Source organism: Microlunatus speluncae (assembly GCF_009299835.1).
In the GTDB taxonomy this organism is placed as follows: Bacteria; Actinomycetota; Actinomycetes; order Propionibacteriales; family Propionibacteriaceae; genus Microlunatus; species Microlunatus speluncae.
Genome location: NZ_VKCZ01000001.1, coordinates 113315 through 132928, shown reverse-complemented (window position 1 = coordinate 132928; position 19614 = coordinate 113315). Strand labels below are relative to the sequence as shown.

The 19614-nt window shown below is 70.4% G+C and carries 20 protein-coding genes and 1 tRNA gene; 9 read left to right on the top strand and 12 right to left on the bottom strand.

Features of this window, described 5'->3' with window-relative positions:
- Positions 1-10 precede the first annotated feature (10 nt).
- Complete coding sequence (locus FNH24_RS00580) at positions 11-424, bottom strand: hypothetical protein (RefSeq protein ID WP_152360187.1); 414 nt, start codon at positions 422-424, stop codon at positions 11-13.
- Positions 421-780 carry a hypothetical protein gene (locus tag FNH24_RS00575; protein ID WP_152360186.1) on the bottom strand — a complete coding sequence of 120 codons (360 nt, stop codon included), beginning with the start codon at positions 778-780 and terminating at the stop codon, positions 421-423. Before FNH24_RS00575 ends, FNH24_RS00580 begins: the two co-directional genes overlap by 4 nt.
- 75 nt (positions 781-855) lie before the next feature.
- On the opposite strand from FNH24_RS00575, the gene FNH24_RS00570 reads away from it, so the two are divergent.
- Complete coding sequence (locus FNH24_RS00570) at positions 856-1653, top strand: NUDIX hydrolase (protein WP_152360185.1); 798 nt, start codon at positions 856-858, stop codon at positions 1651-1653.
- Positions 1654-1662: 9 nt separating this feature from the next.
- Entirely contained in the window at positions 1663-2352 is a 690-nt protein-coding gene (locus FNH24_RS00565; protein ID WP_152360184.1) for an NUDIX hydrolase, read from the top strand.
- 110 nt (positions 2353-2462) lie between these two features.
- Here FNH24_RS00565 and FNH24_RS00560 read toward each other — a convergent pair whose 3' ends face one another.
- Both FNH24_RS00560 and FNH24_RS00555 read right to left on the bottom strand, forming a co-directional pair.
- Entirely contained in the window at positions 2463-3470 is a 1008-nt protein-coding gene (locus FNH24_RS00560) for a LacI family DNA-binding transcriptional regulator (RefSeq protein ID WP_152360183.1), read from the bottom strand.
- A gap of 100 nt (positions 3471-3570) precedes the next feature.
- Entirely contained in the window at positions 3571-5118 is a 1548-nt protein-coding gene (locus FNH24_RS00555) for a glycoside hydrolase family 30 protein (protein WP_217427977.1), read from the bottom strand.
- Positions 5119-5178: 60 nt separating this feature from the next.
- Between FNH24_RS00555 and FNH24_RS00550 the strand changes: the two genes are divergently transcribed.
- On the top strand, positions 5179-5736 hold the full coding sequence (locus FNH24_RS00550) for a DinB family protein (protein ID WP_152360182.1): 558 nt from the start codon (positions 5179-5181) through the stop codon (positions 5734-5736).
- Between the two features lie 69 nt (positions 5737-5805).
- Here FNH24_RS00550 and FNH24_RS00545 read toward each other — a convergent pair whose 3' ends face one another.
- Positions 5806-7173, bottom strand: a complete 1368-nt coding sequence (locus tag FNH24_RS00545) for a cystathionine beta-synthase (RefSeq protein WP_152360181.1) — start codon at positions 7171-7173, stop codon at positions 5806-5808.
- A gap of 87 nt (positions 7174-7260) precedes the next feature.
- Positions 7261-8094 carry a Bax inhibitor-1/YccA family protein gene (locus FNH24_RS00540; RefSeq protein ID WP_152360180.1) on the bottom strand — a complete coding sequence of 278 codons (834 nt, stop codon included), beginning with the start codon at positions 8092-8094 and terminating at the stop codon, positions 7261-7263.
- Positions 8095-8364: 270 nt separating this feature from the next.
- On the opposite strand from FNH24_RS00540, the gene FNH24_RS00535 reads away from it, so the two are divergent.
- Positions 8365-9177 carry an endonuclease domain-containing protein gene (locus FNH24_RS00535; protein ID WP_161605940.1) on the top strand — a complete coding sequence of 271 codons (813 nt, stop codon included), beginning with the start codon at positions 8365-8367 and terminating at the stop codon, positions 9175-9177.
- A gap of 140 nt (positions 9178-9317) precedes the next feature.
- Here FNH24_RS00535 and FNH24_RS00530 read toward each other — a convergent pair whose 3' ends face one another.
- The 3 genes from FNH24_RS00530 to FNH24_RS00520 are packed head-to-tail and all read right to left on the bottom strand — an operon-like array spanning position 9318 to position 12477.
- Positions 9318-10169 carry a sugar phosphate isomerase/epimerase family protein gene (locus tag FNH24_RS00530; RefSeq protein ID WP_152360178.1) on the bottom strand — a complete coding sequence of 284 codons (852 nt, stop codon included), beginning with the start codon at positions 10167-10169 and terminating at the stop codon, positions 9318-9320.
- On the bottom strand, positions 10166-11338 hold the full coding sequence (locus FNH24_RS00525) for a dihydrodipicolinate synthase family protein (protein ID WP_152360177.1): 1173 nt from the start codon (positions 11336-11338) through the stop codon (positions 10166-10168). Before FNH24_RS00525 ends, FNH24_RS00530 begins: the two co-directional genes overlap by 4 nt.
- Positions 11335-12477, bottom strand: coding sequence for a Gfo/Idh/MocA family protein (locus FNH24_RS00520; RefSeq protein WP_175047852.1), 1143 nt, complete (start codon positions 12475-12477; stop codon positions 11335-11337). Before FNH24_RS00520 ends, FNH24_RS00525 begins: the two co-directional genes overlap by 4 nt.
- A 140-nt stretch (positions 12478-12617) precedes the next feature.
- Between FNH24_RS00520 and FNH24_RS00515 the strand changes: the two genes are divergently transcribed.
- Positions 12618-12691, top strand: a tRNA-Leu gene (locus FNH24_RS00515).
- 6 nt (positions 12692-12697) lie between these two features.
- Here the strand turns inward: FNH24_RS00515 and FNH24_RS00510 are convergent.
- Positions 12698-13627 carry a DMT family transporter gene (locus FNH24_RS00510; protein WP_217427976.1) on the bottom strand — a complete coding sequence of 310 codons (930 nt, stop codon included), beginning with the start codon at positions 13625-13627 and terminating at the stop codon, positions 12698-12700.
- Between the two features lie 85 nt (positions 13628-13712).
- Here FNH24_RS00510 and FNH24_RS00505 point away from each other — a divergent pair, with 85 nt between their 5' ends.
- A complete protein-coding gene (locus FNH24_RS00505; protein WP_152360176.1) occupies positions 13713-14285 on the top strand; it encodes a TetR/AcrR family transcriptional regulator in 573 nt (190 codons plus the stop codon).
- Between the two features lie 3 nt (positions 14286-14288).
- Here the strand turns inward: FNH24_RS00505 and FNH24_RS00500 are convergent, their stop codons facing one another.
- Positions 14289-14876: a GNAT family N-acetyltransferase gene (locus FNH24_RS00500; protein WP_152360175.1), complete on the bottom strand. Its 588-nt coding sequence runs from the start codon at positions 14874-14876 to the stop codon at positions 14289-14291.
- Between the two features lie 62 nt (positions 14877-14938).
- Here FNH24_RS00500 and mgrA point away from each other — a divergent pair, with 62 nt between their 5' ends.
- Complete coding sequence (gene mgrA / locus FNH24_RS00495; RefSeq protein WP_152360174.1) at positions 14939-15997, top strand: L-glyceraldehyde 3-phosphate reductase; 1059 nt, start codon at positions 14939-14941, stop codon at positions 15995-15997.
- 99 nt (positions 15998-16096) lie between these two features.
- Positions 16097-17077, top strand: coding sequence for a LacI family DNA-binding transcriptional regulator (locus FNH24_RS00490; RefSeq protein WP_152360173.1), 981 nt, complete (start codon positions 16097-16099; stop codon positions 17075-17077).
- Between the two features lie 66 nt (positions 17078-17143).
- Here FNH24_RS00490 and FNH24_RS00485 read toward each other — a convergent pair whose 3' ends face one another.
- Positions 17144-17908, bottom strand: a complete 765-nt coding sequence (locus tag FNH24_RS00485) for a glucosamine-6-phosphate deaminase (protein WP_217427975.1) — start codon at positions 17906-17908, stop codon at positions 17144-17146.
- Between the two features lie 141 nt (positions 17909-18049).
- On the opposite strand from FNH24_RS00485, the gene FNH24_RS00480 reads away from it, so the two are divergent.
- Positions 18050-19582: a UxaA family hydrolase gene (locus FNH24_RS00480; RefSeq protein WP_152360171.1), complete on the top strand. Its 1533-nt coding sequence runs from the start codon at positions 18050-18052 to the stop codon at positions 19580-19582.
- Positions 19583-19614 lie beyond the last annotated feature (32 nt).

Sequence of the window (19614 nt, the reverse complement as noted above, 5' to 3'; positions counted from 1 at the left end):
AAGTCGGGGTTTAGGGGCGGGTGTGGCGGAGCCAGAGGAGGCCGAGGATGGGGAGGATGAGCGGGACGAAGGCGTAGCCGATGCCGAAGCCGGACCAGACGGTGGCGTGCGGGAAGGCGGCCGGGTCGACCAGGCTGAGGGTGCCGATGGTGAGGACGCCGAGCAGTTCGGTGCCGACCGCGATCCAGGCGATCCGCCGCGAGGCGCGCGAGCCGAGGGCCAGGGTGATGGTCGCGACCAGGTAGATCGCGGCGGCCGCCGCCGACAGCAGGTACGCCAGCGGCGCCTCGTCGAACCGGGTCACCAGCTGCAGGCCGGCCCGGGCGCCGGCGGACAGCGCGAACAGGCCGTACACCGCGACCAGGATCCGGCCCGGCCCGGAGCGGGTGCTCCTCGGCCGATGTTCGGTCTCCGGCTCGGTCACTGCCCGCTCCACAACTGCAGCAGCCGCAGGGTCATTGCCAGCACCGCGAACCCGGCCACCGCGAGCACGCCGCCGGCGAACCGGCTCCGATCACTGATGGCCCAGGCCAGACCCAGCGGCACCACGATCACCGAAGCGATCAGATAGCCGACGGTCGTGCCGAACTCGACCGGCCGATAGCCCTGGGTGAGCAGGACCGCCGCGATCACCGCCTGGGTCAGCGCGGCGAGCTCGAGGACGCCGTTCGCGATCAGTTGCGCCCGCCCGACCGGCTTCTTCAGGGCCAGTGTGGTGACTCCCCAGCCGGTGCCGACCAGGCCCAGCCCGATCACGATCCCGGCCAACACGGCGATCATCCGCGGCGCCTCCTTGTCTCGGGCAGCAGGCTACCCGGCGGACATTGTCGGGTCGCGCCGGTAGGCTGGTGCCCCATGCGGATCATCGGGTACGACGACGGGACGCTCGCTTTCCGCACCCCTCTCGGACACGGTTCCGATCCGCTCACCGCAGGCCTGGCCCACGGGTACGCCACGCTCCGGCCGATCGATGCGCGGCGAGCCGACGACGGCGACCTGGAGCTCGAGCTCAGCGTCACCCCCACCCCGGTGGCCGGGCCGCGGTCGGCCGGGCCGACGCCGATCGACCCCGGCCTGGACCTCGATCACCTGGCTCGCAACGGCGAGTTGCCGGTGGCCCGGCAGCGGGTCGCAGGCTACGGGCTGATCACCTCCGACCGCGGGCTGCTGGTCACCGAGTACTCGCACCGGACCAACGCCGCGGGCGACTGGGGCCTGCCGGGCGGCGGCATCAAGGACGGCGAGGAGCCGATCGAGGCGGTGATCCGCGAGACGTTCGAGGAGACCGGTCAGCGGGTCAAGGTCGACGCCATGATCCTGGTGCACAGCTCCCAGTGGATCGGCCGGTCGCCACACGGACGGCTGGAAGACTTCCACGCCGTCCGGCTCGTCTTCCGCGGCCACTGCGCCGACCCGGACGAACCGGTCGTGCACGACGTCGACGGCACCACCTCCGCCGCCCGCTGGCTCCCCCTGGCCGACTGGCCGACCCTCCCCTGGCGCCGCGGCTGGGACACCCTCCTCCCCTCGGTCCTCCAACCCCTGGTCGGCCGGCCGATCAACGGACATTCGGTCAACGGCCACGCGGTCGACCGCCGATCGCCCAACGGCCGCTCCAACGGCCGCCACCCGGGGGCCGGCGGCGCCTCGTAGGATCGCCCGGTGCGGATCATCGGGTACGACAACCACCGGGTCGCGTTCCGCAGCGAACTCGACCACGGCGTCGACCCCCTCGGCCTTCCCCGAGCCCACGGCTACGCAACGGCCCGGCCACTCGCCGCCCGCCGCGCCCCGGACGGCGAATTCGAACTTGACCTCGCCGTCACCCCGGCACCTCCGGCCGAGCCGGCCCGGCCCGAGCCGGCTCAGCAGGACGCCCGTCCGGAACAGATCGCCGGCCCACCGGTGGTCCGGCGCCGCGTCGCCGCGTACGGTCTGATCACGTCGACCCGCGGCCTGCTGGCGACCGAGTTCTCCCACCTGACCGGCGTCCCCGGCCAATGGGGACTGGCCGGCGGCGGCATCGAGGATGACGAGCAACCGTCAGCCGCGGTCGCGCGGGAGGCCTACGAAGAGACCGGCCAGCGAGTCGACGTGGCGGAGTTGATCGCGGTCGGCAGCGGTCGCCGGCTCGGAGTGACGAGACAGGGCGAACTGGAAGACCTGCACACGGTCCGACTCATCTATCGCGGAAGCTGCCCCGACCCGATCGACCCGGTGATCCACGACCTGGACGGCACCACCTCGGCTGCCCGCTGGCTGCCGCTGGACCGGTGGACCGACGTGCCCTGGGCACCCCGCTGGGCCGCGCTGATCAGGTCCGTGCTGGCCCCCGTCCGGTCCCACCGCTAGGCGCATCCCGGCCCACACCGGAACCTCCCCTCGCTGCCAACGGCCTCCGATCGACGACCGCAAACCCCGCGGCACCCAGCACCGCCCTGCCGAGATCGCGACCCAGACTTTCACCCAGCCGGAGGCGCGGTGCTCTGCCGGAGCACGAGCCGGGTCTCGATCACCCGCTCGCCCAGCGCGCCGCCGGCCGGGCTCTCGATTCGATCCAGCAGCAGGGCGACGGCGTTGCGGCCGATCTCGGCGAAGTCCTGGGCGACGGTGGTCAGCGGCGGCCAGAAGTAGGCCGACTCGGGCAGGTCGTCGAAGCCGACCACGCTGATCTCGCCGGGCACCGAGCGGCCCGCCTCGTGCAGCGCCTGGATCAGGCCGAGCGCCAGCTGGTCGTTGGCCGCGAACACGGCCGTCACGTCGTCCCGCTCCGCCAGCGCGGCGCCCTGCCGATAACCCGATTCGGCGGTCCAGTCGCCGACCAGCACCGGCGGCGGTTCGAGGCCGGCGGCGCGCAGGGTCTCGGCCCAGCCGCGGGTCCGGTCGGCCGCCGAGGCAGACTCCGCCGGCCCGGCCAGGTGCCAGACGGAGCGGTGCCCCAGGTCGAGCAGGTGCCGGGTGGCGAGGCGTGCGCCGCCGGCCTGATCGGAGTCGATCTGGCTCAGCGCCTCGCCGGAGCCCGAGTTGACCACGACGATCGGTACGTCGTCCGGCAGCGTCACCTCCGCCCCGACCAGCAGGTGCGGCTCGATGGTGACGATGATCCCGTCCACCGCCTGCTCGCTCAGCCGGTCGATCGCTCCGGACACGCCGCCGCGGGTGGCGGTGATCGGCAACAGGGTGATCGAATACTGCGCCGCGGTCGCGGCGAGCACGATCTCGTCCAGGGTGCGCATCATGCCGTACGAGGTCAGATAGGAGGTGATCACGCCGATGGCATGGAAGCGCCCGGCCTTGAGTGCGCGAGCCGCCCGGTTCGGCCGATAGCCGAGCTCCGCCATCGCCTGCTGCACCCGGCTCCGGGTCGACGCGTCGACGTTGGTCCGCCCGTTCGCGACCCGGGACACGGTCTGCGCGGACACGGCCGCCCGCCGGGCCACGTCGGCCATCGAGGGTCGTCTGGCGACCATCCGCACACCTCCGAACTCGGAGGGAGTCTAGCGCTGGGGTTAACGCAAACACCGACCGATCGTGGCGCCCTGACGACCTCGCCGGTCCGCTACGAGTTGATCATCGATGGGACAGCAGGTCCGCGCTGATCCCGGTCAGCTCGACGGTCGTCACCGAACGGGCCGCGACCGGGATCTCGGTCTCGGTCGCCGTCACCCGCACCGGATGATCTTCCTCGACCCGCCGCCCAGCTGCCGTGGTCCATCGCCGGGCCGACGCGGTCGCGGCGAGCCGCGGGAAGCCGGACAGGTCCAGCCGGAGCGTCGCCGTCTCGGGCCGGCTGTTGACATGCACGACGACCAGCCGATCCGGCTCCGGGCCGAGCGCGGCCACGGTGTCCTCGGCGCCGGTGTCGCTGCGGGTGGTGATCAACTCCGCCCCCGGCCGGATGAACCGGGAGAACTGGGCCAGCGCCCAGTACTTCATGTTCGGCTTGATCGGCTCCGCAGCCGGATCCACGGTGGCGAAGTCGACCTGGATCAGCCCCCAGTTCTGGTCGGATTCGATCATGTTCCGGCGGTCCTCGATCGCCTGCCAGAACACCCACGCCCGCGGCCGGAGCTCGGTCAGGTCGCCGACCACCTGGCGAGCCAGGGCCAGCCCGGCCCGGATGTCGTCGTCGTCCCGAGGCAGGCCGGCCGGTCCAAGATCAACCTCGGACATCCACAGCGGTTTCCCCGCCTCGGCAGCGATCCGACGGACGGCCCGGCGCCCGTGGATGTCGTACGTGTGCGTGTTCAACTGGCCGACCACCGCCCGCGCCTCCGGCGTCCACCCCGCCCAATCCGCGGCGAAGCCGACCGGGTTCGTCTCGTCCGGGCCGGCGATGATCACCCGGTCCAGTCCGGCCGCCCGCAGTTCCTCGGCCAGCACGGTGATGATCTTGGACTGGGCCCGCGGATCCCAGTGGCAGCCCTCCTGCCGGTTGAAGGCATGCCAGTAGGGGGTGTTGGGCTCGTTCGTCGGCGACAGGGTCCGGATCGGGATGCCGTCGGTCTCGATCAACCGCCGGGTCACGCCGACCAGATAGCGGGCGAAGGCGCGATATTGATCGGACCGCAGGTTGTTGTGATTGCCGTCCGCGTGACCGGAGACGACGCCGCTGGCGGTCATGAAGTACGGCGGCGAGTTGGAGAACGCCTCGAACAGGTCGGCGCCGCGATCCCGGGCGGCCCGCAGCCACCACCGCTGATTCGGGTCCGCCGCCGGGTCCCAGTGCATCGCCTCCGCCGGATCCCACCAGTCCCGGTAATCCGGGCCCGGCCGGCCGGGGTTCGTCGGCGCGGCGAGGCCGTGGTGCGGCGCACCGCTCTTCGGCCATGGGTCCTCGGGCACCGGCCCGACGCCGGCCGGCCGGCGCCACCAGCCGGGCACATCGGCGCCCGGCCGCAGATACCGCTCGGTCTCCCGGCCGTCGCCGCCGCCGATGTTGTAGCGGGCGATGGTGAAGCCGAGCCCGTCGCGGCCGTACAGCAGATCGGCGAGCCGGCCGCGCACCGGCTCCGGCCAGCCGCCGGTGGCATGCCCGAACCAGGCCAGGGCGGTCCCCCAGCCCTGGAACGGTTCGCTCGGGTCGGACGGATCCAGCCACACCGTTGTGAATGCCACAGGTCGATCTTGACCGAAACCGGGTTGCGACGCATCCCTGCGGGCCCGAAGACTTGGCCCATGACGGAGACGAACGAGACGTTGCCGGAACGATCCTTCGGCTGGTGGGACATGTGGGTCGGCCCCGACGACGACCCCCGGGAGGATGGCCCGTTCGTCGGCGAGCGGGCGACCCTGGTCGGCTATCTCCGCAACTACCGGATCACCCTGCAACTGAAGACGTCCGGGCTGGACGCCGAGCAACTCGCCCGCCGGTCCGTGCCGCCGTCCACGATGTCGCTGCTCGGCCTGATCCGTCACCTCGGCCAGGTGGAACGGGACTGGTTCCGCAACAGGCTGGCCGGCGAGGGAGCTCCGCAGCTGTACGGCGACGAGCCCGACGCCGACTTCAACGACGCCGCCGCCGACCCGGCCCTGGTCGAGGAGGCCTGGCAGAAGTGGCGGGACGAGGTGGCCTACGGCGACGCCTACCTGGAGCAGGTCTCGGACCTGGGGCACACCGGGGTCAAGGGCGACCCGCTGCGCGACGTCCTGGTGCACCTGATCGAGGAGTACGCCCGGCACATCGGACACGCCGACCTGCTCCGGGAGCGCATCGACGGCCGAGTCGGCCAGTAACCCCCTCCCCTCACCGAGTTGTCAGAACTGAGGAGCCCCAGGGCACAACTCAGTTCTGACAAGTCGGCTTCAGCGGATGTCGCCGAGCAGGTCCTGCCGGGTCAGTACGCCGACGGGCTTGCCGTCGTCCAGCACCAGCAGCGCGTCGTGTTCCACCAGCAGGTCGACCGCGGCCGCAACCGGTTCGGAGGCGCCGAGGGTCACCAGCGCCGGTTCCAGGACGGACTCCACCGCGTCGGCCGGCCCGGCCTGGTGGGTGAACAACTGCTCCAGCAGGCCGCGTTCGCTGACCGAGCCGACCACTTCGGCCGCCATCACCGGCGGCTCGGCCCGGACCACCGGCATCTGCGAGACGCCGTACTCACGCAGGATCTCGACCGCCTCGGCGATCGTCTCGCCCGGGTGCGTGTGCACCAGGGACGGCAGCGCGCCGGTCTTCTCCCGCAGCACGTCACCGACCACCCGGCCGTTCTCCGGTCGCGGCCCGAACCCGTACCGGGTCAGCCATTCGTCGCTGAACACCTTCGTCAGGTAGCCGCGGCCGGAATCCGGCAGCAGCACCACGATCACCGCGTCCGGGTCGTCCACGTCCGCGGCCAGCTTGAGCGCGGCGGCCACCGCCATACCGGCGGAACCGCCGACCAGCAGCGCCTCCTCCCGAGCCAGCCGCCGGGTCAGCTCGAACGAGTCACCGTCGGAGATCTCGATCACCCGGTCACAGACGGTCCGGTCGTAGTTGGCCGGCCAGAAGTCCTCGCCGACGCCCTCCACCAGGTAGGGCCGGCCGCTGCCGCCGGAGTAGACCGAGCCGGCCGGGTCGGCCCCGACCACCTGGACCCGACCGCCGGAGACCTCCTTGAGGTAACGCCCGGTGCCGCTGATCGTGCCGCCGGTGCCGATGCCCGCCACGAAGTGGGTGATCTTGCCCTCGGTCTGCCGCCACAGCTCGGGGCCGGTGCTCTCGTAGTGGCTGGCCGGGTTGTTCGGGTTGCTGTACTGGTCCGGCTTCCAGGCGCCCTCGATCTCGCGGACCAGCCGATCCGACACCGAGTAGTAGGAATCGGGATGATCGGGCTCGACCGCGGTCGGGCAGACCACCACCTCGGCCCCGTACGCCGCGAGCACGTTCCGCTTGTCCTCGCTGACCTTGTCCGGGCAGACGAAGACGCAGCGGTAACCCTTGGACTGCGCGACGATGGCCAGCCCGACCCCGGTGTTGCCGCTGGTCGGTTCGACGATGGTGCCGCCGGCCCGGAGCTTGCCCTCGGCCTCGGCCGCCTCGATCATCTTGACCGCGATCCGGTCCTTCACCGAGCCGCCCGGATTGAGGTACTCGACCTTGGCCAGCACCAACGGCCGCAGCCCCTCGGTCACCGTCGACAGCTTCAGCAAGGGGGTGTTGCCGACCAAGTCGATCAGCGAGTTCACGTACTCCACGGGCGGCAATCTATCCGGAAAATTGGCGAGGGCCGCCACTCCCGTCGGAGTAACGACCCTCAAGCAGGGGGGAGACGTGCGCGATGGCTACCGTCGGAAATAGGACAGGAGGCGCAGGATCTCGATGTAGAGCCAGACCATGGTAACGGTCAGACCGAACGCACCGCGCCACGACTCGCTGGCGGGAGCGCCCATCGCGACGCCCTTCTCGATGTAGTCGAAGTCCAGCACCAGGTTGAGCACTCCCAGCACCACGCCGAGCAGCGAGATGCCGATCGCGAGGAAGCTGACCTCGCCGGTGACACCGGAGCGCATGCCCAGGTTGATGCCGAAGATCGACAACACGAAGTTCAACAACAGGGCGGCCGCGAAGCCGAGGGTCGCCAGGATGACGATCTTCTGGAACTTCGGCGTGACCCGGATGTTGAAGATCTTGTACGCGGCCAGGGTGATTCCGGCCGCCATGAACGTGCCGAGCACGGCCTGCACGACGATGCCCGGGTAGTTCATCTCGAAGATGAAGCTCAGCGCGCCGACGAAGACGCCCTCGATCACCGAGTAGGCCAGCACCAGCGGCGGCGACACCTTCCGCTTGAAGACCACCAGCAGCACCACGCCGAACCCGACCAGGCCGGAGACGACCAGAGCCGGCAGCAAGAACGCGCCCGGGATCACGCCGGTCATCAGACCGAACATGAACGCCGCGGCGGTGACGATGACCAGGCCGATCGTGATCACAGACTTGGTGATGACGTCGTCGAAGGACATCCGACCTTCGGTGCTCGTCGGCGACTGCACGCCGCCGCCATAGCCGTGGTAGCCCTGCGGTTCGGGCGAACCGCCCGCCTGTCCGTAGCCCTGCGGTGACCCCGGGGTGAACGCGTCCTGCCGAGACAGAACAGGGTTCGAACTACGCAACATCCTTGGCTTTCCTCCTGTTACCCGGCGCTACTGGCGCCGGACTGAACGAGACCACAGTCTATGCAACCCCGTCTGTGGGTCCGATCGCTCGGTCCTGGGAATCGGCTAAGAACCATCGTCGTCCGGATCGGCGCCGATGTCCACAGCCAGGTGTTACAGCTCTGGGTCATCCACAGATATTCCTGGCCCTGAACCAATTGGTCCGGGCCGCACAGATTCCCCGTCATGGAAGAGATCGAATCCCTCGCCCGAGCTCACGGCGGTGTCCTGATGGCTGGCACCGATCGGGCCCTGGCCCGTCGGCTGCAGCGACTCGCGGCGCGGGGTCATCTCGCCTGCGTGGCTCCTGGCATCTATCTCCCGTCCGCTTACCGGGAGGATCCGGTGCTGCGGATCAAGGCGGCCGCGCAGTGGGCGCCGGGCGGCGTCGTCAGCGGTGCGGCCGCGGCCCGGTTGAGCTTCTGGCCCGAGATCAAGATCGGCACGGTGGCCATGATCGGACCGGTCGCACGGTCAGCGGTGCCCGGCATGAGTCTTCGTCGAGAGCGGATCCCGGCGGAGTTGGTCGCGCCCGCTCCGGCGCCGTTCACCTCCATCCCGATCACCGTGCCCGCTCTCACCGCCCTCGACCTCGGCGCGGACGGGATCGACCGGGTGCTGCTCACCCGCGCCGCCACCCTGGCCGAGCTGCATCGGGCACTCGATCTGACTCCGAATCGGCCGGGCAATGTCGCCCGCCGCCGGCTCCTGTTCGACTCGCGCGACGAGCCCTGGTCCGCCGCCGAACGGCTCGGTCACGCGGTACTTCGGTCCGGCGGCATCACCGGCTGGCGGACCAATGTCGAAGTGCGATGCCCTGGTGCCGTCTACTTCATCGACGTCGCCTGGCGACGACTCAAGCTCGCGATCGAGATCGACGGCTACGCCTACCACTCCGACCGCGACCAGTTCGAGAAGGACCGCCGGAAGTGGAGCGACCTGACCGCGCAGGGGTGGCGCATCATCCACCTCACCTGGGATCAGCTCACCTGGGACGCCGCGTGGGTGGTGCGGACTGTGCGGCGAACGATGTCGCAAATCTGACACTCGTTTGCGGATCGGGCCGGTTTCGGGCCGTTTCGGCAAACCGTTGTCAGATCGGCGACACCACCGAAGAACTCGGCAACGGGCACCGTCTGGCTCGCCCTTCGACCGGCTCAGGGAGCGAAACACCCGAAAGTCGATCAAGTCGAGGACAGGTGGGGCTCGACCAGCTCGAGGTAGCGCTCGCTCATCGTGCGCAGCACGTCGTCGAAGGGCTGGGCCCAGACGTCGGCGTTGAAGATCTCGACCTCGATGTCGCCGGCGTAGCCGGTGGCGGCGACGGCGCGGGTGAAGGCGGCGAAGTCGATGTGGCCGTCGCCCATCATGCCGCGGGCCAGCAGGGTGTCCGGCGGCAGTGGCGTGATCCAGTCCGAGATCTGATAGCTGAGGATCCGCTCGCCGGCGCGGCCGAGCTGGGCCTCGATGCCGGGCTCCCACCACAGGTGGAAGGTGTCGACGATCACCCCGACGTCGGTCGGCTCGAACCGTTCGGCGATGTCCAGGGCCTGGGCCAGGGTGGAGATCACGCCACGGTCGGCGGCGTAGATCGGGTTCATCGGTTCGAGGCCGAGGGTGACCCCGTGCTCCCGGGCATACGGCACCAGCCGCTCGATCGCGGCGACCACCCGGGCCCGGGCAGCGGCAAGATCACGATCATCGGCCGGCAGGCCGCCGGGCACCAGCACCAGGGTCGCGGCGCCGAGCCGGGCGGTCTCCTCGATCGCCGCCCGGTTGTCGCGATGGGCCCGTTCGAGGTCGGCCGGAGCGGCGGCCGTGAAGAAGCCGCCGCGGCACAGCGAGGAGACCCGCAGCCCGGATTCCTTGATCATCGCCTCGGCCTGGTCGAGCCCGACCGCGGCGACCGGTTCCCGCCAGAGCCCGATCGAGGACAGCCCGGCGGCCCGGGCGGCGGCGATCGCCTCGGCCAGGTCGGCGTTGGCGATCGTCCGCTGGTTCAGCGACAGCCGGGACAGCCGGTCCGGCGCGGTCATCGGTGCAGCCCCGCCGCGTCGAGGACCAGGCCGAGCCGGTGTGCGGCCAGGTCGGGATCCGGCAGCAGCCGGGCTTCGTTGGCCAGCTCGACGATCCGGGCCAGATGGATCGGCGACCGGGCCGACTGCAGTCCGCCGATCATGGTGAATCCCTCCTGGAGGCCGGAAATCCAGGCGGTGAAGGCGATCCCGGTCTTGTAGTAGAACGTCGGCCGGGCGAAGAGGTGCCGGCTCAGCTCCAGCGTCGGCTGCATCGCCGCGTCGTAGCCCGTCGCATCGCCGTCGTCCAGCGCCGACAACGCGGCCGAGGCGGCGGGAGCGATCGCCGCGAAGGCACCGAGCAGCGCGTCGGAGTGGTGCGTCCCGTCGCCCTTGATCAACTCCGGGTAGTTGAAGTCGTCACCGGTGTAGAGCCGCACCCCGGCCGGCAGCGCCGCTCGCAGGCCCCGCTCATGATCAGCGGACAACAATGACACCTTGACCCCGTCGATCTTGGTCGCGTGGTCCTTGATCAACTCCAGGAAGGTCGCGGTCGCCGTCGGGATGTCGGTCGATCCCCAGTAGCCGCGCAGCTGCGGGTCGAACGCCTCCCCCAGCCAGTGCAGGATCACCGGCTCGCTAGCCTGGGTCAGCAACGTGTCGTACACCCGGCGGTAGTCGTCAGCCGTTGCCGCGACGGCGGCCAGCTGACGGGAGGCCATGATGATCACCTGCGAACCGGTGCTCTCGACGAAAGCAAGTTGCTCGGTGTAGGCGGCGATCACGTCGTCGATCGTCGCCGCGTCCGGCCGGTGATCGGTGCCCGCGCCGGAGGCGATCCGGGCGCCGAGCTCGCGGGCCTGGGCCGCGCTGCGGGTGATCAACTCCTGCACCGCCGGCCAGTCGATGCCCATGTTGCGCTGGGCCGTGTCCATCGCCTCGGCGACGCCCAGCCCGTAACGGAACAGGTGCCGGCGGAAGGCCAGGGTGGCATCCCAGTCGACCGCGGCCGGAGCGCCGGGGACGTTCTCGCCCCGCGGGTCGGCGATCACGTGGGCCGCCGCGAAGGCGACCCGGGTGCGATAGGGCTCGGGATGATCAACCCACGGCCGCGGCGGCTTCAGCTCGACCTCGCGCCAGCCGCCGCCGGCCTGCGGCAGTGCGATGGACGAACCGCGCACGACGGTCATGGCTCGAGTTCGATCCGTCGGCCCTCGCGGGACGAGGCGTAGCCGGCGTCGGCCAGCCGCAGCCCGCGCACCCCGGCCGCGAAGTCGTAGCGGTGCGGCTGACCGGCATCGACGTTGATCAAGAACTCTTCCCACTGGGCCCGGAAGCCGTTGCCGAACTCGTCGTTGTCCGGGATCTGCTGCCATTGCGAGCGGAAGTCCTGGTCGGTCGGCTGGTCCGGATTCCAGACCGGCTTGGGGGTCTGGGTCCGGTGCTGGATCCGGCAGCCGAACAGCCCCGCCACGGCGGACCCCTCGGTGCCGTCGACCTGGAACTCGACCAGCTCGGGCCGGTCCACCCGGACGGCCCAGGAGGAGTTGATCTGGGCGATGATGCCGCCGTCGAGCTCGAAGATCCCGTACGCCGCGTCGTCGGCCGTCGCCTGATAGGGCTTGCCCTGCTCGTCCCAGCGCTGATCGATGTGGGTGACCGCCTTGGCCATCACCGCCTGGACCTTGCCGAACAGGTTCTCCAGCACGTAGTTCCAGTGGCAGAACATGTCCAGCACCATGCCGCCGCCGTCCTCGGCGCGGTAGTTCCAGCTCGGCCGTTGCGCCGGGATCAGGTCGCCCTCGAAGACCCAGTAGCCGAACTCGCCGCGGACCGACAGGATCCGGCCGAAGAAGCCGGCGTCGATCAGCCGCTTCAGCTTGAGCAGGCCGGGCAGATAGAGCTTGTCGTGCACGACGCCGTTGATCACGCCGGCGGACTCGGCCGCGCGGACCAGTTCGGTGCCCTCGGCGACGGTCTCGGCGATCGGCTTCTCGGTGTAGACGTGCTTGCCCGCCTGCACCGCCTTCAAGATCGACTTCACCCGCTCGCTGGTCACCTGGGCGTCGAAGTAGATCGTCGCCGTCGGGTCGGCCAGCACCGAGTCGAGGTCGGTGGTGTAGCGCTCGACGCCGTGCTCCTTGGCGATCCGGGCCAGCTTCTCGGTGCTCCGGCCGACGAGCACCGGCTCGACGGTGATCCGGTCACCGTCCGGCAGCACGACGCCGCCCTCGTCCCGCAGGGCAAGGATGGAGCGGAGGAGGTGCTGCCGATACCCCATCCGGCCGGTCACCCCGTTCATGATCACTGTGTAGCTGCGCGTCGCCATCGAGATCCTTCGCCGTGGACATACTGGAAAACGCTTACCATCCTAGGCTGTGGCATTCCACCTGCGCAAGCGGGTTGCGGACCGGGGAACGAAAACCGTCCCGGACCTGGTGGGAAACCCGATTAGGATCGGCGCGACCGGCCCCCGTAGCCCAATCGGCAGAGGCAGGCGGCTTAAACCCGCCCAAGTATGGGTTCGAATCCCATCGGGGGCACGCGCCCTAACTCCGGTGGCACGCCACCGTCGACCCGGTCACGCCCGAGCAGGTCGCCGGAGCTCGGCGCCGATCCGATGACGGTACGGTCACCAGGGCGGTGGCCGCCAGGGCCACGACGAAACCCGAGATCGTCAGCGGCGTCAGCGGTTCGGCGAACAGGGCGGCACCCCAGAGCGCGGTGACGGGTGGCACCAGGAACATCAGCGTGTTCACGGCGGTGACGCCGAGCCGTCGCAGCAGCAGCCAGTAGAGGCCGTAGCCACCGAAGGTCGGCAGCACGATCAGCCAGGCGAGGGCGATCCAGAAGCCCGGCGTCAGCGGCGGCACCACCTGCCCGGCGGCGACGGCCAGGCCGGTGAAGATCACCCCGGAGGTGAGGCAGTGGATGGCCAGCACCCGCAGCGGCGGCATCACCACCCGGGCCCGGCGCTCGAGGAAGGTTGCCGCGACCAGGCAGAGCATGCCGACGAAGGGCAGCAGGTACGACCAGCCTGGCGCCCTCGAACCCGGCGCGAACGCGTCGGCCAGGGTGACCACGAGGACGCCGACCAGGCCGAGCCCGAGACCCAACCACTGCCGCCCGGTGACAACCGCGCCGAGCAGTGGGCCGGCCAGCGCGGCCACCACCAGCGGCTGGATGCCGTCGACCAGGGCCGTGGTCCCGGTGCTGACACCCAGCCCGATCGCCCAGTAGACCGTGAGCACGTACCCGGTCTGGGACAGCGCGCCGACGGCGACCTGCCGCAGCACCCCGGCCGTCCGGGATGAGCCCGGTCCGGCCGGCACCCGGAGGAGGAGGGGGCTGAGCACCAGGGCCAGCGGCAGGAACCGCCACATCAGGATCGTGAGCACCGACGCGTCCGCCGACCCGAGCTTGGCGCCGATGAATCCCGACGACCAGCAGAGCACGAAGACCACGGACAACCCCGCCACCACGAGACCGCGCCGGCCCAAAAGTACACCGATCGGTATAGTCATCATCTCCGCAGACTATACCGATCGGTGTACTATGGCCACCATGACGGAGACGATCGACTGGACGCCCAAGGCGCGAGCGATCCTGGGCGCCGCCACCGAGCTCTTCTACGCGCACGGGATCCATGCGGTCGGGGTGGAGGCGGTCGCCGAGCGGGCCGGGGTGACGAAGAAGACGCTGTACGACCGGTTCGGGTCGAAGGAGCGGTTGGTGGTGGCCTACCTGACCGAGCGGGACCGGCAGTGGCGGGTCTACCTGGAGGAGCGACTGGCCGCGGCCGGCGACGATCCGGCGGCACGACTGGCGGTGATCTTCGACGCCGCGGCCGACTGGACCGCCGAACGGGGCGGCAAGGGCTGCGTCATGATCAACGCCCACGCCGAGATCAGCGACCCGGCCCACCCGGCGTACCCGGTGATCGTCGGGCAGAAGCGCTGGATGCTCGAACTGTTCCGGGTGATCGCCGACGACGCCGGTGCCGAAGATCCGGCGGCAGTGGCCGGCGACCTGATGCTGCTGCACGAGGGCACTCTGGTCACCGCCGGGATGGGAGTGATCATGGACCCGTTCGCGGCCGGCCGGATCGCGGCGCTGGCGCGGCTGGCCCGGGCCTGAAGATCAGCCGCCGGCCCACTCCCGGCGCAGGATCGCGAAGACGCCGGTGTCCTCCCAGACACCGCGGTCGGGGATCCAGCAGTTGCCGACGTGATGGGCCTCCTGGCGCAGGCCGAGCCGGCGGCAGAGCCGGATCGAAGCCTCGTTGTCCGGGTGCAACCGGGCGATCACTCGGTGGGCGTTCAGGGCCTCGAAGGCGAAGTCGAGCAGAGTTCGGGCGGCTTCGGTGGCATAGCCGCGGCCGGCATGATCGGGATGGAAGACCCAGCCGATCTCGGCACCGGCACCGGCCGCCGACTCGACCATCAGCACGACCTCACCCAGGAATTGATCATCGTCGCGGCGGATCACCGCCAGCCGGACACCGTCGCCGTCGGCCGCGAGCGCCGTCCGGGCGACGGCGCGGGCCAGGCTTTCCGCCACCTGCTCGCGGGATCGCGGCTCGTGCAGCAGAAACCGGCAGACGTCGGGACGGGAGAGATAGCCGTGGACCGGGTCAAGATCATCCGTCGTCAGCGGCCGCAGCCGCAGCCGCTCGGTGTCGAGCGCGGGGACGACGGTTCCGATCAGCTGCGGGCCTGGATCTGTCACCGGGGTAGCGTAACCACGACCGCATTCAGGTCAGCACGGTTGCCCCGGAGAGGATCCCGTACATGAGCTATGTCGCCGCCCCCGAGCGCTACGACGGATCGATGCAATATCGACGGACCGGGCGATCCGGCCTCGATCTGCCCGTCCTGTCGCTCGGCTACTGGCACAACTTCGGCGACGACCGGCCGTTCGAAACCCAGCGGGCGATCGCCCGGCGCGCGTTCGACGTCGGCATCACCCACCATGATCTGGCCAACAACTACGGCCCGCCCTACGGCTCGGCGGAGATCAACTTCGGCCGGCTGATGCGGCAGGACTTCGCGCCGTACCGGGACGAGATGATCATCTCGACCAAGGCCGGCTGGGACATGTGGCCCGGCCCGTACGGTCAGGGCGGCGGGTCGCGGAAGTATGTCCTCGCCTCGCTGGATCAGTCGCTGCGCCGGATGAATCTGGACTACGTCGACATCTTCTACTCCCACCGGCTGGACTCGACCACGCCGCTGGAGGAGACGATGGGCGCGCTGGACACCGCGGTCCGGCAGGGCAAGGCGCTCTATGTCGGCATCTCCTCCTACGACGCGGAGCGGAGCCGGCAGGCGGTGCAGATCCTGAATGATCTTGGTACGCCGCTGCTGATCCATCAGCCGTCCTACTCGATGCTGAACCGCTGGATCGAGAACGAGGGCCTGCTGGACGCGGCCGGCGAGCTGGGCTTCGGCGTGATCGGCTTCACCGCGCTGGCCCAGGGCCTGCTCACCGGCCGTTATCTGAACGGCATTCCGGCCGATTCGCGCGCCACCCAGGGCAAGTCGTTCGATCCGGACTGGCTGTCGGACGAGATGTTGCGCCGGCTGAACGGGCTGAACGATCTCGCCGGCCGGCGCGGCCAGACCCTGGCCCAGCTGGCCCTGGCCTGGGCACTCCGGGACGAGCGGGTCACGTCGCTGGTGATCGGCGCCTCCTCGGTCGAGCAGTTGGACGAGAACGTCGCGGTGCTGGACAACCTGGCGCTGTCCGACGACGAGATCGAGGCGATCGACGAGTACGCGGCCGACGGTGGCGTCGACCTGTGGCGGTCGGCCCGCGCCGGTGAGGTGAACGTCGGACCGCGGAAATGACCCGGCCGCGGCCCCGTTGAGCCGCGACCGGACGGGCCGGGACCGCTACCGTGGGTGCTGCAAACGTTTGCTGCAACCCCGGACGCAGGAGGAATCGAGATGGCCGTGAGGCTCGCAGACGTCGCCGCGGCGGCGGGGCTTTCCGGCTCGACGGTGTCCCGCGCCCTGTCCGATCCCGACAAGGTCAACCCGGCCACCCGGGACCGGGTGCTGAAGATCGCGCAGGAGATGGGCTACGAGCCCAACCAGTCGGCCCGGTCGCTGACCGCCGGCCGGACCGACCTGATCGGCCTGCTCGTGCCCGACATCGCCAACCCGTTCTTCCCGCCGATCATCAAGGCGGTGCAGGCGCGCGCCTTGGCCAAGGGCAAGACGGTGCTGATCGCCGACATCGACGAGCGGCCGGCGGACGAACTGCAGCGGGCCCGGGTGATGCGCAAGCGGTCGGACGGCCTGCTGATCGCCTCGGCCCGGACCCCGCAGGAGCGGTTGGCCGACCTGGTCGCACTGCAGCCGGTCGTCTTCCTGAACCGCGAGGTGCCCGGCGGCACCAGCGTGATCATCGACTCGGCCGACGGCATGGACCAGGCCGTTGATCATCTGGCAGCGCTCGGCCACCGGACCATTGCCTACCTCAACGGGCCCCGCCGGTCCTGGTCGAACACCCAGCGACAGAAGGCGATCAAGCTGGCCTGCCGGCGGCACGGCATCAGCATGATCGAGTTCGGACCGTTCGAGCCGCAGATCCAGTCCGGGGTGCACGCGGCCGACCTGGTGCTGGCCGGCGAGGCGACCGGAGTGATCGCCTACGACGACCTGATCGCCCTCGGCGTGATCGCCCGGCTGACCGAGCGCGGCGTCCGGACCGGGCAGGACGTGAGCGTGATCGGCGTCGACGACAGCCCGATGTCGGCGATGGCGTACCCGACTCTGACGACCGTCCACGTGCCGGGCGCGGAGGCCGGCAGCGCAGCCGTCGACGCCCTGCTGGCCCTGATCGACGGCGCCGACCCCGGCGAGGTCGTACGCCTGGAAACCCGCCTGGTCGTCCGCAGCTCCACCGGCCCCGCCCCCACCTGACCCCAAACCCCGACTTGTCAGAACTAGGGGACGCTCTGGCGTGCCCTGGTTCTGACAACTCGGGGTTCAGGGGAGGCGGCTGGCGGAGTCGGGGTCGAGGAAGAGGGTGGCGTGGGCCGTCCGGCGGAGGATCGTGGCCGGGCAGGCGTTGGAGATCGGGGCCGTCAGGGTCGCGTGCACGGCGTCGGCCTTGCGCGACTCGGGGGCGCAGATCTGGACCCGGGTCGCGGCGAGCAGGGCCGGGACGGTGAGCGAGATCGCGGTCGCCGGCACGCTGGCGATGTCCGGGAAGTGCCCCTCACCGACCTGCTGCCGACGTGACTCCTCGGTCAGGGTGATGATCCGCACCCAGCGTTGATCATCGAAGTCGGCCTGGTACGGCTCGTTGAAGGCGAGGTGGCCGTTCTCGCCGATCCCCATGCAGACCAGGTCCAGCGGCGCCTCGCGGAGCACGGCCTCGTAGCGGTCGGCCTCGGCCTCGGCGTCGCCCTGGCCGCGGATGTAGTCGACCCGCGCCGGCTGCACTTTGTCCTCGATCCGTTCCCGGATCCAGCGCTGGAAGCTCGCCGGATGATCGGCGTCGATGCCGACGTACTCGTCCATGTGGAAGACGGTGACCCGGGACCAGTCGATGTCCTGCCGGACCAAGGCGTCGGTGAAGGCGTACTGGGAGTTGCCGGTGGCGATCACCACCCTGGCCAGGCCGCGCTCGGCCAGGGCGGTGTTGATCACCGAAGCGGCCCGTTCGGCGGCGGCGGCGCCCATGCTGGCCTCGTCCGGGTGGACCTCGACGGCGAGCTGGTCGAAGATGGTCGTGATCGGGGCGGACACTGGCTTCTCCTTCCGTGACCGGCGTGACCTCGGGATCGGCCAGGCCGGCCGGACCGATAGTCTGGATCCTGCAAGCGCATTCAGCATATGCAGCCTTTTGCAGAAACGCCATCTCAGCCAGCCAGCCGGAGGGAAGAACGCATGACTCAGCCGACGACGGTGCTCCAGCTCGATCCGGGCGACAACGTCGCGGTCAGCCTGGGCGAGGTCGATGCCGGGCAGCCCATCCCGGTGGCCGGGACGGCGCCGGTCACCGCGGCGGCCGGGATCCCGCGGGGCCACAAGATCGCGATCCGCGACATCGCCGCCGGCAGTCCGGTGATCAAGTACGGGCAGGCGATCGGGCAGGCGCTGACCGCGGTCGCCGCCGGTGATCATGTGCACACCCACAACCTCGGCATGGCCGAGATCGAGCGGGAGTACGAGTTCGCCACGGCCCGGACCACGCCTCCCCCGCCGCCCGGGGACCGGCCGACCTTCCTCGGCTACCGCCGGGCCAATGGGCAGGCGGGGACCCGGAACTACATCGGCGTGCTCACCTCGGTCAACTGCTCGGCCACGGCGGCCCGGCTGATCGCCAACCAGTTCGGCGGCTTCGCCCTCGATGATCATCCCGGCGTCGACGGGGTGATGGCGTTGACCCACGGCAGCGGCTGCGGCCTGGTCGACGGGTCCGAGGGCGCCGGCGTGCTGCTGCGGACGCTGCGCGGCTACGCGGCGCATCCCAACTTCGCCGGTCTGCTCATCCTCGGGCTCGGCTGCGAAATGATGGAGCTCGACCTGATCACGGCGGAGTTGGAGCTGTCCAGCGACCTGGTGGTGGAGCGGATGACGATCCAGGAGTCCGGCGGGGTCCGGGCCACCGTCGCCGAGGGCGTACGGAAGATCAAGGAGATGCTGCCGGCGATCGGCGCTCGGCAGCGCACCCCGATCGACGCCCGCGAGTTGATCTTGGGCCTTAACTGCGGCGGGTCGGACGGCTACTCCGGCATCACCGCCAACCCGGCCCTCGGCGTCGCCTCCGACCTGCTGGTCGGGCTCGGCGGCACCTCGGTGCTGGCCGAGACGCCGGAGATCTTCGGCGCCGAGCATCTGCTGACCCGGCGCGCGGTCTCGGCCGAGGTCGGCCGGAAGCTGCTGGACCGGATCGACTGGTGGCGCGGCTATGTCGCCGCCGTCGGCGGGACCCTGGACAACAACCCGTCCCCCGGCAACAAGCGCGGCGGCCTGACCACGATCCTGGAGAAGTCGCTCGGCGCCGTCGCCAAGGGCGGCCAGGCCGAGCTGACCGCCGTCTACGAGTACGCGGAGCGGATCGACCGGCCCGGCTTCGGCTTCATGGACACCCCGGGCTACGACCCGGTGTCGGTGACCGGCCTGGTCGCCGGCGGCGCCAACATCGTCTGCTTCACCACCGGCCGCGGCTCGGTCTTCGGCTGCAAGCCCGCGCCCAGCATCAAGATCGGCACCAACTCCGAGCTGGCCCGCTCCATGCCGGAGGACATCGACATCAACGCCGGCACCATCGTCGACGGCACCGAGACCGTGACCGAGGTCGGCCAGGTGATCTTCGACCGGATCCTCGCCGTCGCCTCCGGCACCCCGACCGCCAGCGAGGAGCTCGACATCGGCCAGGACGAGTTCGTGCCCTGGCAGCTCGGCGCCGTCACCTGACGCCGGCGCCGCCACGGCGCCAGGGCCCGAGG

What these genes read in the sequence shown, in the direction of transcription:
- FNH24_RS00520 (WP_175047852.1), bottom strand. Translation starts at nt 12,477, where the DNA reads ATGGCGACGCGCAGCTACACAGTGATCATGAACGGGGTGACCGGCCGG.
- FNH24_RS00540 (WP_152360180.1), bottom strand. Translation starts at nt 8,094, where the DNA reads ATGTTGCGTAGTTCGAACCCTGTTCTGTCTCGGCAGGACGCGTTCACC.
- FNH24_RS00560 (WP_152360183.1), bottom strand. Translation starts at nt 3,470, where the DNA reads ATGGTCGCCAGACGACCCTCGATGGCCGACGTGGCCCGGCGGGCGGCC.
- FNH24_RS00550 (WP_152360182.1), top strand. Translation starts at nt 5,179, where the DNA reads ATGACGGAGACGAACGAGACGTTGCCGGAACGATCCTTCGGCTGGTGG.
- FNH24_RS00575 (WP_152360186.1), bottom strand. Translation starts at nt 780, where the DNA reads ATGATCGCCGTGTTGGCCGGGATCGTGATCGGGCTGGGCCTGGTCGGC.
- FNH24_RS00490 (WP_152360173.1), top strand. Translation starts at nt 16,097, where the DNA reads ATGGCCGTGAGGCTCGCAGACGTCGCCGCGGCGGCGGGGCTTTCCGGC.
- FNH24_RS00570 (WP_152360185.1), top strand. Translation starts at nt 856, where the DNA reads ATGCGGATCATCGGGTACGACGACGGGACGCTCGCTTTCCGCACCCCT.
- mgrA (WP_152360174.1), top strand. Translation starts at nt 14,939, where the DNA reads ATGAGCTATGTCGCCGCCCCCGAGCGCTACGACGGATCGATGCAATAT.
- FNH24_RS00525 (WP_152360177.1), bottom strand. Translation starts at nt 11,338, where the DNA reads ATGACCGTCGTGCGCGGTTCGTCCATCGCACTGCCGCAGGCCGGCGGC.
- FNH24_RS00530 (WP_152360178.1), bottom strand. Translation starts at nt 10,169, where the DNA reads ATGACCGCGCCGGACCGGCTGTCCCGGCTGTCGCTGAACCAGCGGACG.
- FNH24_RS00505 (WP_152360176.1), top strand. Translation starts at nt 13,713, where the DNA reads ATGACGGAGACGATCGACTGGACGCCCAAGGCGCGAGCGATCCTGGGC.
- FNH24_RS00480 (WP_152360171.1), top strand. Translation starts at nt 18,050, where the DNA reads ATGACTCAGCCGACGACGGTGCTCCAGCTCGATCCGGGCGACAACGTC.
- FNH24_RS00535 (WP_161605940.1), top strand. Translation starts at nt 8,365, where the DNA reads ATGGCTGGCACCGATCGGGCCCTGGCCCGTCGGCTGCAGCGACTCGCG.